The sequence below is a fragment of the Oleiphilus sp. HI0067 genome (assembly GCF_001635735.1).
In genome coordinates, this window is record NZ_LWFI01001255.1 from 15,034 (window position 1) to 30,303 (window position 15,270).

A 15,270-nucleotide genomic window follows, 5' to 3' on the forward strand; every position below is an offset into this window, starting at 1 on the left:
TGCAAGATCTGGCTCTCATTTGAGCTCTACATATCCCCTAATCTGCGCAAATGTCTGTTCATCCATCGACTCAAGAAAATCAATATTTCGATGAGGAATATCTTCCGTTTTGTCCTCTCCATAAGCCAGTATTGCCTTAGCCATAGACTCTTGCCTGATCAAATGAATCATTGGGTAAGGACTACGATTTGTGTAGTGAGATCGAGCATTTTTTAATTCACCTTCAAATTCAAACTCAGGATGAAATGCAACGACTTGCAATTCATCAGACAAACCAGAGTCCTCAACCCCGTCATTTAACTCATCAACAAAGTCTAAGAACATCTCAAACTGCGAAATTGTATTGGGACTTAACACCAGCAAGCTTGTCTCGAGTTCTTCTGTGTCTGATTCGAACAGGCGGTTTATTTCATCACGGATAAAATAAGAGGTCTCTATCAACGACGACTCAAAGCAAGCATAGATACCAACTCGACCGACCTTAAACGGCAACGCTGCAAATGGGCACAAGTCATGACGAATAACCACTTCTTCTAACCATTGTTTAGTTTGCTCGCACGCAAGCAATTCATCTTCATTCATAACTATGCTCTTTTTCATTCTGACCTTTAGATGGTTTGATCCAAACGATGCTCTCGTGGTTTTGGTCTTCGTGCCCCTCTAGAATGCATTTCAAAAAAACTTTAGCAGGGCTATCGAAACTAAGGATCATTTCACGTTTATCAAATGCAGTTAAAGCCATTGTCGGGCGATCGCTTAACGTGCCGACAATGGATTTAGCATCATCAGATTCGGTGTTGTGCGCATGCTTGTGTCCTTCGGTATTATCTGGAGGCATAGTCGCGTGATGATGCTCATCGTGAACAAAATCCATATAATCTCCATCCAAAAGATCCGATTGAGGATCTTGCGAGAATAAAAAAATATGCGCTTCATCAGTTTTGTTCTCGAAAACAAAACGAACGACTTCGCCCGCATTTATTTCGATTGTATTTGGAAACAGCAAACGATGAAGCACCTCAACTCGCTGCACAATATCTGCAGATGCAACGCCAAATAAAGGGTCATTCCAATATTCACCTAGAATATCCTCTGGCTGAACAGCATTCGATAGAGGAACCCATGACACAAAAGCAAATGCCAGTACTGTTTTCCTAAATTTAAACACCCAGTTTGCCACCCATCTTTAGTATATGTTTCACTTATTACTCGATATTCTAACTGATTAAAAATGGATCTCTAACAAGGTGAAGAAGTACCCAATTTGCGTGACGATTGCTGGCTCTGACAGCTGCGCTGGCGCAGGAATACAAGCAGACCTTAAGACCTTTCAAACTCTGCAATGCTATGGCATGAGCGTTATTACCGCAACGACAGCCCAAAACCATCTGGCAATCAACGAGATGCACCCCATACCGGTCACACATGTTGAAACTCAACTAAACACTTTACTAGACGAATACGACGTGGCTGCAATAAAAACAGGAATGTTTGCCAATGCCGAACAGATCGAGAGCGTTACGCGCATACTCAACAACTATGCGCAAATTCCACTGATTGTTGATCCAGTATTGGGTAGTAGCTCGGGCACCGAATGGGAGAGTCATACACTCGTCGAAGCAATAAAAAACCTGCTCCTACCTCGCGCAACAATGATCACGCCAAATTTTGTGGAAGCATCGCGGCTGTTCCCCGATTATTCAATATCAGATCTCCAGAGTATCTCGGAAAATACTAATACAGCGATACTGCTAAAAGGGGGACATGGAATTGATGAAACGACTGTTACGGATTCTTTCATCAACAAAAATGATGTACTAACAATCCGTCATGAAAGAATTAGTACGCTTAACTCTCACGGTACCGGTTGCACTCTCGCGTCAGCGATTGCCGCAAACATAGCCTTGGGCAATGACCTGCAGAACAGTACCAAGGCTGCAATAGACTACGTGCATCAAACGCTTAGCAATTCCAGAAACTATTTACACGATTCGTGTAAGAACGAACTCAGAAACTTACCGATGAATCACACAATAAAATTATAAACCTGCGTACAATTCGCCAAAACAATTCAAAGTTACACAAACATGATCATCTCACGCCTACTTCCAATTCTTATCGCACTACTCATTGGAGCTTGTGCTTCTCAACCAGAGAATGACTACCAAAGCATTGAAACATCTCAAGTCGAGCAAGATAACCCGAGGGCAATGTATGAACGGACAGCAGAATTGTTTGCTCGACCAGAGAACCTAGGTCTAGAGTTCTATTCTCCAACATACTATTCCTCAGCAACACGAGCTTTAAAAGATGCTGAGCGATCTCTGAACAATCCTAGAGACAAACAACCGTCCGTTGCACAAGCAACTATCGCTGCTAGAAAACTTTTAGAAAAAGCACAATTAACCAGAGCGGCGATCGAAAGAAATCTGAAAGACTTCGTAAAGCATCGAAACTTACTGGTTGAGTTAGAGGCATCAAAATGGCAACCCGAAGACTGGAAAGACCTACAAAAAGAAATGAAAGAGCTAGTGCTTCTGATTGAGGATGATCGAATTAAGAAAGCTCTGAAGCTTGAACCAAGTGTTCGCAAAAGCATGTATGAGCTAGAGATTAATACTCTACTCGTGTCGAGTTTGAATCAAGCACGAAAAACACTCGATCGTGCAGAAAAAGCTGAAGCCGAAAATTATTCCCCTTACTATTTTAACCAAGCTCAGGCACTTATCGCCGACACGGAAATATACATTCGTGGTAACTACCGTGACCGACGCGGTATCGCATACAGATCTCAAAAGGCAGATACCGAAGCACTTCATGCATACAAAACCGCTCTTGATAGTAAACGCTTAGTTGAATTCGATGAATCTGACACAGAAGACTATTTAATAGCCCTAAAACAAAAGCTTTTCGCTTTATCCAACGAAATAACAGAAACACCAATTATTCCCGTCACCATTGATGAACTCATTGAGCTATTGGTGAGTAATGTCAAACTTACAGGGAGCCAAGTGCCTGAACAAGAAACAGACTTCAACATTGATGATACACAAAGCGATGACGATGAATCGATTGAAGTACTAGAAGTGTTGGATAGTCTGTATTTAGACGACAGTCCAGGTGACACTCCATGGTCAGAATCCAGTATTGATGACGACGAAGCACAGAACTCATTCGACGACTATTCGAGCGAAGAGCAAGCGTTTGATGAGGTAGAGTTTGTAGAATAAAAAATGCCCGCTCGAAAGCGGGCTGCACATTAGCAATACAACTAGTCTTAGCAAAACACTAAGACGGAGGGGGGATTTTTAAACTTCCAGTTCTAATTCTTTAGGCTCGCCATCGCCTTTTTCGTCGATCTTAGGCATGAACTTATCGCGAATCTTCTGCTCAATTTCATTTGCGATTTCAGGGTTCTCTTCTAAGAATTTAGCAGCATTCGCCTTGCCCTGACCTATTTTGTCGCCATTGTATGCATACCAAGCACCTGATTTATCGACCAAGCCTTCTTTCACACCTAGGTCGATTACCTCGCCCATATGATAAATACCTTTACCATACATAATCTGGAACTCAGCCTGTCTAAACGGTGGGGACACCTTATTTTTCACAACCTTCACACGAGTTTCATTACCCACAATTTCGTCGCCTTGTTTAACGGCACCAGTTCGACGAATGTCCAAACGAACAGAAGAATAGAATTTAAGTGCATTACCACCTGTTGTTGTTTCAGGGTTACCAAACATCACACCAATCTTCATTCGAATTTGGTTAATGAAGATACATAGACAATTTGCATTCTTGATATTACCTGTAATCTTGCGCAGTGCTTGAGACATCAAACGCGCTTGTAAGCCAACGTGGGAATCACCCATGTCACCTTCGATTTCAGCACGCGGCGTAAGTGCTGCAACGGAGTCAACGATAATGACATCGACCGCTCCAGATCGAACTAGCATGTCTGCGATCTCTAAAGCTTGCTCACCAGTATCTGGCTGTGACACCAATAGTTCATCCACATTAACACCTAGCTTTTCGGCATAGATGGGGTCTAGTGCGTGTTCAGCATCAACAAATGCACAAGTCTTTCCTTGCTTTTGGGCTTCAGCAACAACTTGAAGCGTCAGCGTTGTTTTGCCAGAGCTCTCAGGGCCATAAATTTCAACGATACGACCGTAAGGCAAGCCACCTATACCCAAAGCGATATCTAAACCGAGTGACCCAGTAGAGACTGACGGGATCAACTCACGTGGTTGATCACCCATTTTCATCACTGCACCTTTACCAAATTGCTTTTCAATTTGAGATAACGCAGCGTTTAACGCTTTTTGTTTATTGCCTTCCATTATGTTTCCCCTATCGTTGTGTTTTCTTTGTTTGCGTCCTTGCAAACACATAATACTGTATAGATGATCAGTATTATGTTTAGCTTCTTTGCATCTGTCCAGTTTTTTATTTCTCAGTTTTATTTCATGGCTTCGTCTGCCTTCACGAGATTAACTATACGCACGAAAACGACAAAACATGTCGCGATCGAAAATAATTTTTTATAGCCGTATAAAACAGAAGCACGCAAAACAAGCGCGTGGTGATGCCAATGAAGTGAAATTATTATTACCCTCAAATAAAGACTAATAAGAAAAGCTTTCATGTTCCGCGATCCTACTGTTACTTCTCCCGTCCCTACTCCGCTTAAAGGTGTGATGCCGGCAAGCCCATTAATTGGGAACTTATTTGATTTCGCTAGAAATCCCTTAGCGTTTGTTCGTTCCGCTGTTAATTACGGAGAACATGTGGCTGATTGGCGCGTACCTGGTGAGCGGATATCCTTTGTTACTAGCGCAGAAATGAGCCACCAGATTCTTGTGAAGCACTACACTGATTTTCGCAAGGCTGAATGTGATGTAGGCGTGATGGCTCATGTGCTCGGCAACGGTTTGGTAACAAACAACAGTTACTCCTCACATAAGACACAGAGAAAGCTTGCCCAACCTGGCTTTCACTTTCGCCGAATTCAAAACTATGCGCAAACGATGATCGATTACTCGTATAGCTACGCAACATCGCTGGAAGAAGACGAAGTGAGGGATGTGAACGATGATATGTTCAAACTCACGCTGTATATCGTATCTAAAACACTCTTCAATAATGATATGGAGCATATGAGCGCACTATCTGACGAAATCGGCGCGCTGATTCATGAATTGCAATTCATCATGAATAAAGGCTTCCAGAGCATGTTTGTATTGCCATCGTGGATTCCGATGCCGGGACAAAAACGACTTGCTCGAGCTAAATCAAAATTGATGCATAATATTGAAACGATGATCGACGCTAGAAGACAAGATGATGGATCCTTTGTCTTCGGAGACGATCTGCTCTCGATGTTAATGGAAGCTGAATATGAAGACGGCTCTAAAATGCCAAAAGAGCTGCTTATGGAAGAATTAATTACCCTTCTTTCTGCTGGGCATGAAACCACATCCAACACCATGACATGGGTATTTTACTTAATCGCATCACACCCTCACATACAACAAAAATCGTTCGATGAAATAGATCAAGTAGTGGGAAAGCGAGAGTTAAACTTTGATCACTTAGCGGAGCTTAGCTACACAGAGCAAGTTGTAAAAGAAGCGATGCGAATGTATCCCGCCGCTTGGGTTTTAAATACTCGTCAAGCGAACAAAGACATCGAAATCAATGGCGTGTTTTTCCCAAAAGATAAACATGTCATGGTGAGCCCCTACATCAACCATTACAACCCCAAGTATTTCCCAGACCCAGACGTTTTCGATCCGGAGCGTTTCTCTCCGGAAAACGAAGCGAAGATCCCGAGATATGCTTATATGCCTTTTGGAGGAGGAAATAGAGTGTGTATCGGCAATTCGTTTGCCATGATGGAAAATAAAATTATTTTGGCCGTCTTTGTTCAGCAGTTCTCTTTCAGTTTATGCGAACAAACAAAGATTGAACCAGAGCCTCAAATCACCCTTTCTAACAAAGGTGGTATGAAGCTCAGAGTTTGTCGTCGCTAGAGTTTATGGACAGAGCACGGAACGCCGTTAAGCCCCGCATTCCCTGTTAATGGATCATAGTACTGATCGTCCACGATATCATTCACACTGACACCAGCGCACTCTTGGGCGACCGATAAGTTAGTGCCCTTACGATCATGCCCCCAGCCATGAGGAATACTAATCACGCCGGGCATGATCTCGTCTGATGAAAACGCGTCTATTTCTATTTTACCTACTCGAGACTGAACCACTATTCGTTCACCCTCAGCCATCCCCAAGCTATCAGTATCGCTAGGATTTAGTAAGGCGTGATCTCGTCGAGGGCCTTTAACAAGTCTCTGGGAATTATGTAGCCATGAATTATTACTTCGGATATGACGACGCCCGATGAGCAAGAACCCTGTCTGAGAGTCACAACTTTCATCTCGACCTTCCTCTCGCGTTGCGAGAGCTTCAATCTCTGGCAACAAGCTTTCAATAACGACATGAATGCACTTGTCTTCAGTACAGATGCGCGAGCTCAACCCAGATTTCAACGGTCCTAAATCGATCCCGCTAGGATTTGATTTAAGCTTATCTAAACTCAAGGCTAACCCTTGAGTAGCAGCTTTGCCATAAGGTCCCATTTGTAAGCCCATATCTATCAACAAATGTGGAGGGATAAGTGGCTTAAAAGGAATTTCTTTAGCAATGGATATTGCCTTAGCTAACCCGCTTAAGATCTCCCAGTCATGCATATAGCCTTCTTTTTTCTCAAAGATGGCACCGCTGTAACGAGCATAATCTCGAACAGACAGGCGAAGGAAAGCAAGATCGTAATGATCGTGTTCAAGAGGGCCCGTCGGCGGAAGAATATAATCAGCATGGCGTGTCGTTTCATTTAGATAAAAATCCAAACTGACCATCAAATCTAATTGGCTAAATGCTTCATCAAGTTGGCGTCCATTCGGAGCAGATAACACAGGATTACCAGCCATGGTAAACAAGGCTTTGTATTGACCTTCTCCCTCCGTCAAAATCTCCTCAGCCAATACAGTGCTCGGCAACTCCCCTCCAAATTCAGGAAGTCCAGATACTCGACTATGATATTTCGCGTAATGACCACGGCCAGGTTCGCCAGGTTTCACATACCCAACTGCCGATGAGGGAAACATTGCGCCACCTTGCTTATCGAGATTTCCGCTATAGAGATTGATTAGATGAATCGCCCACTGGCATATTGTCCCATAGCGCTGAGTAGACACACCCATTCGCCCATAGATAACAGCCTTATCAGCATTCAAAAACGCATCAAACACATGCTTAAGCTCGTCAGCACTAATACCTGATTGTTGAGCCGCTTTTTCTATTGAGAACGACGCAAGCATATCGTAAAGCTGCTCTGTACCAAGCACTTCGACGCCTAAATCTGTCGGCGTATCTTTGTTCTCAAGAACATATCTCAGCATCGCCAATAAAACGTATACGTCACTGCTCGGACGAACAAAATAATGCTCGTCTGCAACGTCGGCGGTCTCACTGCGTCTCGGGTCGAATACGACGACCTTACCCTGTCGCTCTTGAATCGACTTCAAACGTTTTTTTATGTCAGGAACGGTCATCATACTGCCGTTTGACGCAACAGGATTTGCACCAAACATAAGGAAATAATCTGTATGATCAACATCAGGTACTGGCACTAAGAACTGATGTCCAAATAAATACAAAGCAACGAAGTGATGCGGCAATTGGTCTAATGAAGTGGCCGAAAAATTACTCTTAGTTTGTAATGCCTTTCTGAGTAATTTGCCATGCGTTAAATTACCGTAGTTATGGACGTTTGGGTTACCTGCATACACGGCAAGACTGTCGTTACCATGTTCACCTTGAAGCGCCGCGACTCGCTCAGCGATCTCTGAAAACGCCTGTTCCCAAGGAATTTCTACCCACTCGCCATCCACTCTCTTGATCGGTTTTTTAATACGATCTGGATCTTCATGTAAATCTTGCAACGCAATCGCTTTCGGACATATGTGACCTCGACTCAAGGGGTCATCTTTATCTCCTTTAATGCTGAGGATCTGATCACCTTGTGTAACAATATCTAAGCCACAGATGGCCTCGCACAAATGACAAGCTCTTTTATGGGTAATCTGGGGTAAGTCAGTCATAGTTACCTTATTATTTTTGTATTTACAGAGCGCTTTTGCTCTATAGTTATTCTTCCATTAGCAATCGTGATTAGAGCCGCATTGATCTTGCTCAACGATCATTGCTTTTGCTAGATCTTTGTACTTTTCTTCCACCGACACAAACTTGGCCAAACTTTCGTCGTATGCTCTAACATCGCCACTGCCAATATCGTAATACCAAGCATGCAAAGTTATTTTTCCGGTTGCGAGTTTTGCTGCAACCTGCGGATGCGTCACCAAGTGCTGAGTTTGAAGAAGTACGTTCTGCTCAATCAAGTGGTTTAACTGCTCTTGATCGGAATCGTTAGGGTATTTTTCTTTTACTACTTGTAGTGCCGCATTTGAGAAAGACAGCCACTGTGAGACATGAGGCAACTCGCTGACAGCCTGAGGATTCATAACACCCTGCATTGCGCCACAACATGAATGACCACAGATCACTATGTGCTTGACCTGCAAGGCCGCAACAGCATATTCAATCGAGGCTGTCACGCCACCTGTTTGACTACTATGCGGAGGGACAATATTTCCTGCGTTTCGAATAATAAACAGCTCACCAGGCTCGGTTTGGACTAATAGATTAGGATCTATGCGCGAATCCGAGCAGGTAATAAACAAAGCCTCAGGTGCCTGACCTTGAGACAGTTTTTCAAATAATTCCTTCTTTTTGCTGTGGACGTCTTTCTTAAACTTCAAAATTCCAGAAACGATCTTAGACACCCCTTGCCCCCAAACTTTATTCTTTTTTAATATCATAAAACTGTTTGTCTACTAATTAATTAGTCTAAACTAGAAGCGTTCTTCGTTGTATTGCTTTTTAGCGCAAGCTTTGGGCATTGAAGAAGTATCGATACATTTATGGACAGATGAAGGAATACTTACATGAAGAAATTACTACTTGGCGCTGTTATCGCGTCTGCACCAATCGTTGCAATGGCAAATGGTCCTGCGGGTTGTGGTCTGGGTACAGCTGTTGTATTTAAATCTCCAAGTTCGTGGGTTGAGCACGTTCTAGCAGCAACAACAAACGGTAGTTCTGGCAACCAAACTTTTGGTATGACTTCTGGCACACTAGGTTGTGAAGCAGCTGGCGGCCCGTTGGCATCAGGCGTTGACTATTTCATTGATGAGAACATCGATTTAATCGCGATGGAGTCAGCTACTGGTCAGGGTGAAACAATTGACACTCTAGCTGAAATGATCGGAATTGAAGACGCTGACAAGCGTGCATTCCGTGTATCACTTCAACATAACTTCGATCAAATGTTCCCAACTGAAGAGACTTCATCTGCTCAAGTGTATGACGCTATCGTAAGCATCATGACGCAAAATGTTCGTTTAGCGAAATACCTCGGCTAACAACATAAAAAGAGCTAAAGAAGAACCTTCTTTCGTCTGAAAGAAGGTTCTTCTTATTAAAATAATAATATTTTCGTGCGGCATGGATGTATGCGCTTACTCGTAATTATTCTCGTGTTTTTGGCTGTTTTACTTCCAACGACGAAAAGTATTGCTTCTGATCTAACCCAACTAGCTAATGATCGACAATGGCTAGACCTCTTACACTATCATCAGGTCGGCATTCTTTCCGAGCAAGGAAGCCAAGTCGACGATCCTAGTTTTTTTCTGAGTCCTGACGGACAAACCAATCCCAAAAGTGAACTCAGTGCCACCATTGAAGCGATGTCAACTTTCGGAACAGACTTCAACAAATACCGATGTAAATATCCTGCTCGCTTTACCTGGCTTCAAAGCCACGGCTATTTAACCAATGAAAATTTAAACTGTCCTGAGCTCAAGCAATTTCTTCAAGATGTATCAGCGCAGGGTTTAACACTGATCTTTCCTGCGGCATATTTGAACAGCCCTTCATCGATGTTTGGTCATACCCTAATGCGCATCGACAGCTCTACACATAAAAGCGATCTACTTTCGTACAGTATTAATTATGCTGCCAACGCCGACCCGAACGATAACGAACTTGTTTTTAGCTACAAAGGCCTGAATGGAGGTTACCCAGGTGTTTTTTCGGTATTGCCGTATTATGAAAAAGTAAAAGAATACAATTACCTTGAATCCCGAGATGTGTGGGAATACGAACTAGACATAAACAATCAGGAATTGCAGCTATTCATGCTCCATGTCTGGGAGATTAAAGATACGCATTTCGACTATTACTTTTTTACTGAGAACTGCTCGTATCATCTTCTAACACTTCTCGATGCTTCTAGTACAAGATTTGAGTTATCAAAACAATTCAGCACAGATGTAATTCCAGCCGATACAGTTAGAGCCTTGCAAGAAGCCGGACTCATTAAGAGCGCAAGGTTTAGACCTTCGATGCAAACAGCATTAAAGCACCGCCGTAATCAAACTTCTTATGCGACACAGCAATTTGCTGAACAGCTATTAAATGAACGAAATCGGGAAGTATCAGAGCTCACATCAACATCAGTGTTAAGTGACAAACATAAAGCTCAGGCAATAGAACTTGCAGTATCCATCGCGCGATACCGAGCTAAAGAAGAGCCTGATGAAGCTGCGTATTACAATAAGCGTACAATCAGACTATTGTCCGAACGAAGTAAAATTAAAGTAGATCAAAGCTTTACGAGTACACCGACGCCTAAAACACGTGATGACCAAGGCCATCGATCTCACCGCTGGTTAGCGCGCTCCGGTCATGACATAGATGGCAATTACATCGGACTTGATCTTCGGATGTCTTATCATGATTTCTTAGACCCTGTACTGGGATATATCCCAGGAGCTCAACTCGAAATCATTCACGCGAAGTTTAAGTCTTATCTTGATAAGCCAGAGTCAAACGCTCAATTTCAACTTGAAGAATTTAGAGCCATCGATATTCGCTCTTTCTCACCTAGAGATAATTTCATCAAACCTATCTCTTGGTTTGTTTCTACAGGCCTGACGCGCAACATCTATCAATCTGACGAACTAATGCCGTATCTCAATGCAGGCCCCGGCGTCAGCTATCGCACGCCTATTACGAGCAATATCGATTTGCTTAGCAGTGTGTTGCTCAGTTCACGCGCATACATCGACTCAGATATCGATAAAGGATTTACCATCGATAGCGGTCCTAAACTCAACTGGCTAATACAAACTGGAAGCATTAATTTCAATGCGTATTGGGAGCGTCACTACTCTCTACTCGGAGCAAATTTTAATCAGCAAATAGCCTACCTTGGAGTTGGTGTCGCTGCGTTTTCTAATACCAGCCTTCGTCTCGGGGTATCGTATTCAGAATCTAACTTAGAACGACATCAAAGCATCACCAAAGACTATCAAACCGCGGGAGAAATCGGCCTTGCGTGGTACTTCTAATCTAGCTCATAACATCAGTTCTATTCCTATTCGTCTATTATTAATTTTTGCGCTTATAACAAGCGTGGGCTGCAGTAACCTATCTAGCTTTTTGTTTTTTCCCCACCAGCAACACTACAAAACCCCAAACGATCTCAACGTCGAATATGAGACTGTTACGCTTGAATCGGAGGGATTTAAACTTGTTAACTGGCTGATCAAACCTAGTAAAGGACAAAGCCCGAAAGGAACAATCCTATATCTGCATGGCAATGGGGAGAACATCAGCACACATATCAATTCAGTCGCATGGCTAACTAAATTCGGCTATGAGGTATTTCTTTTAGATTACCGCGGTTATGGCTTATCAGAAGGTGGATCGACACTACGAAGCGCATTTATCGACATACAAAGCGCACACCGATGGATAAGCACTCGGCTCGCAGGATCCGAACAATCTTTCTTTGTATTTGGTCAGAGTATGGGGGGAGCCCTAGCAATTACCTATGCAGCGAACATAAATAAGACGGATGAAGATCTACGAACTATCAACGCTTTAATCAGCGAATCTGCTCCGGCCAACTGGCCCCAAGTAGCGCGAGAAGCAATGAGAAAACACTGGTTGACGTGGCTTGTGCAAGTTCCAGCGAGTCTAATTGAAAGCGACTATAACCCTGAAAAACATATCTCAGAACTGAAACAAACTCCGATATTACTGATGCACAGCAAAAATGATCCTGTCGTCGACTATCGTCACTTCACGCAATTAGAAGCGATCGCTAAACAAAACGATCTTAATATTTCTAGCTATCAAACATTGGGCTTACACACGCAAGGCCTGGCATATGAAAAAGCGCGCAAAACACTACTTAATTTCTTAGCATCAAACAGCGGAACAAACGCCCAATAGACACACAGCGAAATATATCTCTGATTAAACGCCGCGTTTAACCCAACCAATCTCGCATAGCAGCAATTTTGAATTGCTGCCCTTGCTTTTCAAACACCACATGATTCTCATCTATCAGCAAGACAGTCATACCTTCAAACATCTGCCCTTCTCTCAGATAAATATTATTGATCATTACACGTCTAGCACTCGGATCAGAACTATAGATATGGCTATTAAACAGAAGCTTCGGAACACGAGGACGCGCAGAATTGCTTATTTCATGTAAAAACAGGACATCGTGATATTGATTATTTAACTCGAGCACTTGCGATGAGGATAAAGGCAAAGAAGAGCTATCTTCACCTTCCAAGTTGGCAGAGAGCCCAACATCATTGACACTTTCGTCATTACTATCGAGCGGAACATCGGACAACTGAACTAAAGGGCTCAATTCTAAACGTTCCTTATCTAATTGATTGATTTTCTTATCAAGCGCGGAGATATTAATACCCGAGTCCAACTCTTCATGATTAGCATCCTGATTTGACAGCAGTCTCGGCTCAATAAGAATTGATCGCCTTTCTTCCACTGAATTTTGATCGGACACTTGGGCTTTTGTTACTACCGAAACGATTACGTCTTCAGACTTCTGTCGATTTACCGATTTATCGTCAACCAAAGTATGGGGATTCTGCTCAATAGACTTTTGATCAATCGCCCCTATTTTTTTAGCTTTTGGCACAACTGGAGTTTGATTTAGCGCCTGCGTTTTATGCTCTGCTGCCGTTTCAACTATCACAGACGAAGACGAAAAGTGAATATACAAAAACACCAGTGCATTTAAGAAAAGAACCGCTACGAGTAACCCTATCCAAGGAAATCGTTTTTGCTGGCGAAGATGCAACAAGTGCTGATCTTGTCTAAAAGATGGTTGGCCTTGTTGCTGACGTTCCCGTTCTGAGCGTTCGAGGGCCTCTAGTATGTATGACATTTGTTATGAGTTTCCTAATAACTTTGGTGCGTCGGTTTCCAACAAATTATTCATTTGAATTAAGGTCAGACTACCGGCGATACCATCAGGAACAAGCCCCATAGAACGCTGAAATTCAATCACTTGCTCTTGCAAGCTTAAGTCTTTGGTCTCAGGGTTAATTTCGGCTAAGCCTTTCTCCAACCATGCACCTTCTTTAAGTTGTCCCGGTGTGACGATTCCAGACTTATAAGGAGGGAGTTGCCATATCACTGAATACTCGCCTAACCAATAACGATCAATATCATCTAGAGAGGTTCTAAACTTTTCACCCGAATGCTCTACCAGAGCAAAATCACCTTCGATCTTTAACAAGGCAACATGAATTTTCTGGCCTTGATTATTAAACAATGTGAGTACGGCAGGACGGTCAATACGTATCAAACTACGCCAATTTCCTTGCTTATGAAGACACGCAAGTCCGTTCACTTGGGCAAACTCGCATGCTAATTGGAAAGGCTCTTCAACGTAGTTTAAATTCCAACTTTCAAAAAGCGACTGAAATGCTTGTAACTTATCTTTCTTACCTTTTTCTCGGCCACCTAAATCAACACTAACAGCAGCAAGAGGGATGCTTCCGGCTGATTTAGGGGCACTCTTCTCCATTACCTGTTGTAGCAGGCGCGTATCTGGATTAGGAGCTTCTACATATGCTACTAACGACTCTGGTGATGAAGACAAAGCTTCTTCAAAGTCATTGATATAAACCTGCTCTCCGTTTTCTGGCTTTAAAACAAGTGCATGAGTTTGAAGTGCAGAAGATTGATCGACATCAACCTCATCCTTCTGTTCATTTATATGCGAGATAGTTTTCTCAGGAGATTTTGTCACTTCGACGACACTATTTACTGACGAATCAACAAAAGGCGTGATGCTATCCAAAAACGGCTTAGACCATACGCCGAGACCAACAAACAAAGTGATCCCCAACGCGGTACCCACTACTCGATACCCGTATTGAAAGACGAAACGCTCCCACGCAGAACGACTTTCACCGAGTATTTCGTAGTTAGCACGTTTGATATGTTCAACTTCAACCTGATCTGAATTGCTTGCATAGGCGCCTAATAGCGCTCGATCAGAGAGCAAATTTATTAAACGCGGAACGCCGCCACTGAGCTTGTATAGTCGGTTCAAGGCTTTATCACTAAACAAGCGCGGTTTCCTACCAGCAACAGCCAAGCGACAAGACACGTAAGCACCAAGTTCAACGCGATTTAAAGACTGTAAGTGGTAACGCGCTGTGATTCTCTGAGCCAGCTGACGAAGCTCAGTTTGAGCCAACATATCACGTAACTCAGGCTGCCCAAGAAGGATGATCTGCAATAACTTTTTCTCTGACGTTTCTAGATTCGTCAAGAGCCTTAACTGCTCCAATACATCAGACGCTAAGTTCTGAGCCTCATCGATAATCAGTACCGTGTGGCGCTGCTTTGCGTGAGCATCCAATAAGTATGCGTTCAATGCATCGTTGAGAGATTTAATCGAAGCATCTCTCTCATACTCAATTCCATACTCATCACAAATAGAGGCGAGAAGCTCGTGTGCGGAAAGTTTAGGATTAACGATAAAAGCAACATCAGTGTTGCTAGGAACTTGATTCAAAAAACAACGGCAAATTGTGGTTTTACCTGTTCCCACTTCACCCGTAAGAACAATAAACCCACCTTGGCCTTGAACGCCATAGAGCAAGTGAGCCAAGGCTTCGCGATGGCGCTCACTCATAAACAAATAACGGGGGTCAGGAGCGATAGAAAACGGTGCTTCTTTTAAGCCGAAATAATCGAGGTACATAGCTTCCAAGAACAAACATTGTTAGTTAATTAACAA

13 protein-coding genes are annotated in these 15,270 nt (G+C 43.0%); 6 read left to right on the forward strand and 7 right to left on the reverse strand.

Annotated elements, in window-relative coordinates; genetic code table 11:
- Nucleotides 1-15: 15 nt before the first annotated feature.
- Together A3739_RS19145 and A3739_RS19150 are read right to left on the reverse strand one after the other, a co-directional pair.
- On the reverse strand, nucleotides 16-582 hold the full coding sequence (locus tag A3739_RS19145; protein ID WP_068478779.1) for a DUF1415 family protein: 567 nt from the start codon (nucleotides 580-582) through the stop codon (nucleotides 16-18).
- Nucleotides 575-1,129 (reverse strand): hypothetical protein, encoded by a 555-nt coding sequence (locus tag A3739_RS19150; RefSeq protein WP_068478782.1) that lies wholly within the window; start codon nucleotides 1,127-1,129, stop codon nucleotides 575-577. Before A3739_RS19150 ends, A3739_RS19145 begins: the two co-directional genes overlap by 8 nt.
- Before the next feature lie 118 nt (nucleotides 1,130-1,247).
- On the opposite strand from A3739_RS19150, the gene thiD reads away from it, so the two are divergent.
- Both thiD and A3739_RS19160 read left to right on the forward strand, forming a co-directional pair.
- Nucleotides 1,248-2,045 carry a bifunctional hydroxymethylpyrimidine kinase/phosphomethylpyrimidine kinase gene (gene thiD, locus A3739_RS19155; RefSeq protein ID WP_068478785.1) on the forward strand — a complete coding sequence of 266 codons (798 nt, stop codon included), beginning with the start codon at nucleotides 1,248-1,250 and terminating at the stop codon, nucleotides 2,043-2,045.
- Nucleotides 2,046-2,087: 42 nt separating this feature from the next.
- Complete coding sequence (locus A3739_RS19160; protein WP_068478788.1) at nucleotides 2,088-3,230, forward strand: hypothetical protein; 1,143 nt, start codon at nucleotides 2,088-2,090, stop codon at nucleotides 3,228-3,230.
- Between the two features lie 78 nt (nucleotides 3,231-3,308).
- On the opposite strand, the gene recA is transcribed toward A3739_RS19160, so the two are convergent.
- Nucleotides 3,309-4,346, reverse strand: coding sequence for a recombinase RecA (recA, locus tag A3739_RS19165; RefSeq protein WP_068478791.1), 1,038 nt, complete (start codon nucleotides 4,344-4,346; stop codon nucleotides 3,309-3,311).
- A 303-nt stretch (nucleotides 4,347-4,649) separates the two neighbouring features.
- Here recA and A3739_RS19175 point away from each other — a divergent pair, with 303 nt between their 5' ends.
- Entirely contained in the window at nucleotides 4,650-6,038 is a 1,389-nt protein-coding gene (locus A3739_RS19175; protein ID WP_068478796.1) for a cytochrome P450, read from the forward strand.
- On the opposite strand, the gene A3739_RS19180 is transcribed toward A3739_RS19175, so the two are convergent.
- Together A3739_RS19180 and A3739_RS19185 are read right to left on the reverse strand one after the other, a co-directional pair.
- Entirely contained in the window at nucleotides 6,035-8,170 is a 2,136-nt protein-coding gene (locus tag A3739_RS19180; RefSeq protein ID WP_068478799.1) for a molybdopterin-dependent oxidoreductase, read from the reverse strand. The two genes, A3739_RS19175 and A3739_RS19180, sit on opposite strands and share 4 nt — an antisense overlap.
- Nucleotides 8,171-8,227: 57 nt before the next feature.
- On the reverse strand, nucleotides 8,228-8,911 hold the full coding sequence (locus A3739_RS19185; protein WP_156502696.1) for a carbonic anhydrase: 684 nt from the start codon (nucleotides 8,909-8,911) through the stop codon (nucleotides 8,228-8,230).
- Nucleotides 8,912-9,073: 162 nt separating this feature from the next.
- Here A3739_RS19185 and A3739_RS19190 point away from each other — a divergent pair, with 162 nt between their 5' ends.
- The 3 genes from A3739_RS19190 to A3739_RS19200 all read left to right on the forward strand — a co-directional run bounded on the left by A3739_RS19190 (nucleotide 9,074) and on the right by A3739_RS19200 (nucleotide 12,428).
- On the forward strand, nucleotides 9,074-9,550 hold the full coding sequence (locus A3739_RS19190; RefSeq protein ID WP_068478805.1) for a DUF3015 family protein: 477 nt from the start codon (nucleotides 9,074-9,076) through the stop codon (nucleotides 9,548-9,550).
- Between the two features lie 90 nt (nucleotides 9,551-9,640).
- A complete protein-coding gene (locus tag A3739_RS19195; protein WP_068478808.1) occupies nucleotides 9,641-11,539 on the forward strand; it encodes a DUF4105 domain-containing protein in 1,899 nt (632 codons plus the stop codon).
- A complete protein-coding gene (locus A3739_RS19200; RefSeq protein ID WP_068478811.1) occupies nucleotides 11,523-12,428 on the forward strand; it encodes an alpha/beta hydrolase in 906 nt (301 codons plus the stop codon). The genes A3739_RS19195 and A3739_RS19200 overlap by 17 nt, the downstream gene beginning before the upstream one ends.
- Nucleotides 12,429-12,465: 37 nt before the next feature.
- On the opposite strand, the gene A3739_RS19205 is transcribed toward A3739_RS19200, so the two are convergent.
- Nucleotides 12,466-13,401: a general secretion pathway protein GspB gene (locus A3739_RS19205; protein WP_068473148.1), complete on the reverse strand. Its 936-nt coding sequence runs from the start codon at nucleotides 13,399-13,401 to the stop codon at nucleotides 12,466-12,468.
- Nucleotides 13,402-13,404: 3 nt separating this feature from the next.
- Entirely contained in the window at nucleotides 13,405-15,234 is a 1,830-nt protein-coding gene (locus A3739_RS19210; protein WP_068478814.1) for an ExeA family protein, read from the reverse strand.
- Between the last annotated feature and the right edge of the window lie 36 nt (nucleotides 15,235-15,270).

Bases quoted from the DNA above. Each gene is read 5' to 3' on its own strand.
- A3739_RS19145 (WP_068478779.1), bottom strand. From the start codon at position 582: ATGAATGAAGATGAATTGCTTGCGTGCGAGCAAACTAAACAATGGTTA.
- A3739_RS19160 (WP_068478788.1), top strand. From the start codon at position 2,088: ATGATCATCTCACGCCTACTTCCAATTCTTATCGCACTACTCATTGGA.
- recA (WP_068478791.1), bottom strand. From the start codon at position 4,346: ATGGAAGGCAATAAACAAAAAGCGTTAAACGCTGCGTTATCTCAAATT.
- A3739_RS19175 (WP_068478796.1), top strand. From the start codon at position 4,650: ATGTTCCGCGATCCTACTGTTACTTCTCCCGTCCCTACTCCGCTTAAA.
- A3739_RS19180 (WP_068478799.1), bottom strand. From the start codon at position 8,170: ATGACTGACTTACCCCAGATTACCCATAAAAGAGCTTGTCATTTGTGC.
- A3739_RS19190 (WP_068478805.1), top strand. From the start codon at position 9,074: ATGAAGAAATTACTACTTGGCGCTGTTATCGCGTCTGCACCAATCGTT.
- A3739_RS19195 (WP_068478808.1), top strand. From the start codon at position 9,641: ATGCGCTTACTCGTAATTATTCTCGTGTTTTTGGCTGTTTTACTTCCA.
- A3739_RS19205 (WP_068473148.1), bottom strand. From the start codon at position 13,401: ATGTCATACATACTAGAGGCCCTCGAACGCTCAGAACGGGAACGTCAG.
- A3739_RS19210 (WP_068478814.1), bottom strand. From the start codon at position 15,234: ATGTACCTCGATTATTTCGGCTTAAAAGAAGCACCGTTTTCTATCGCT.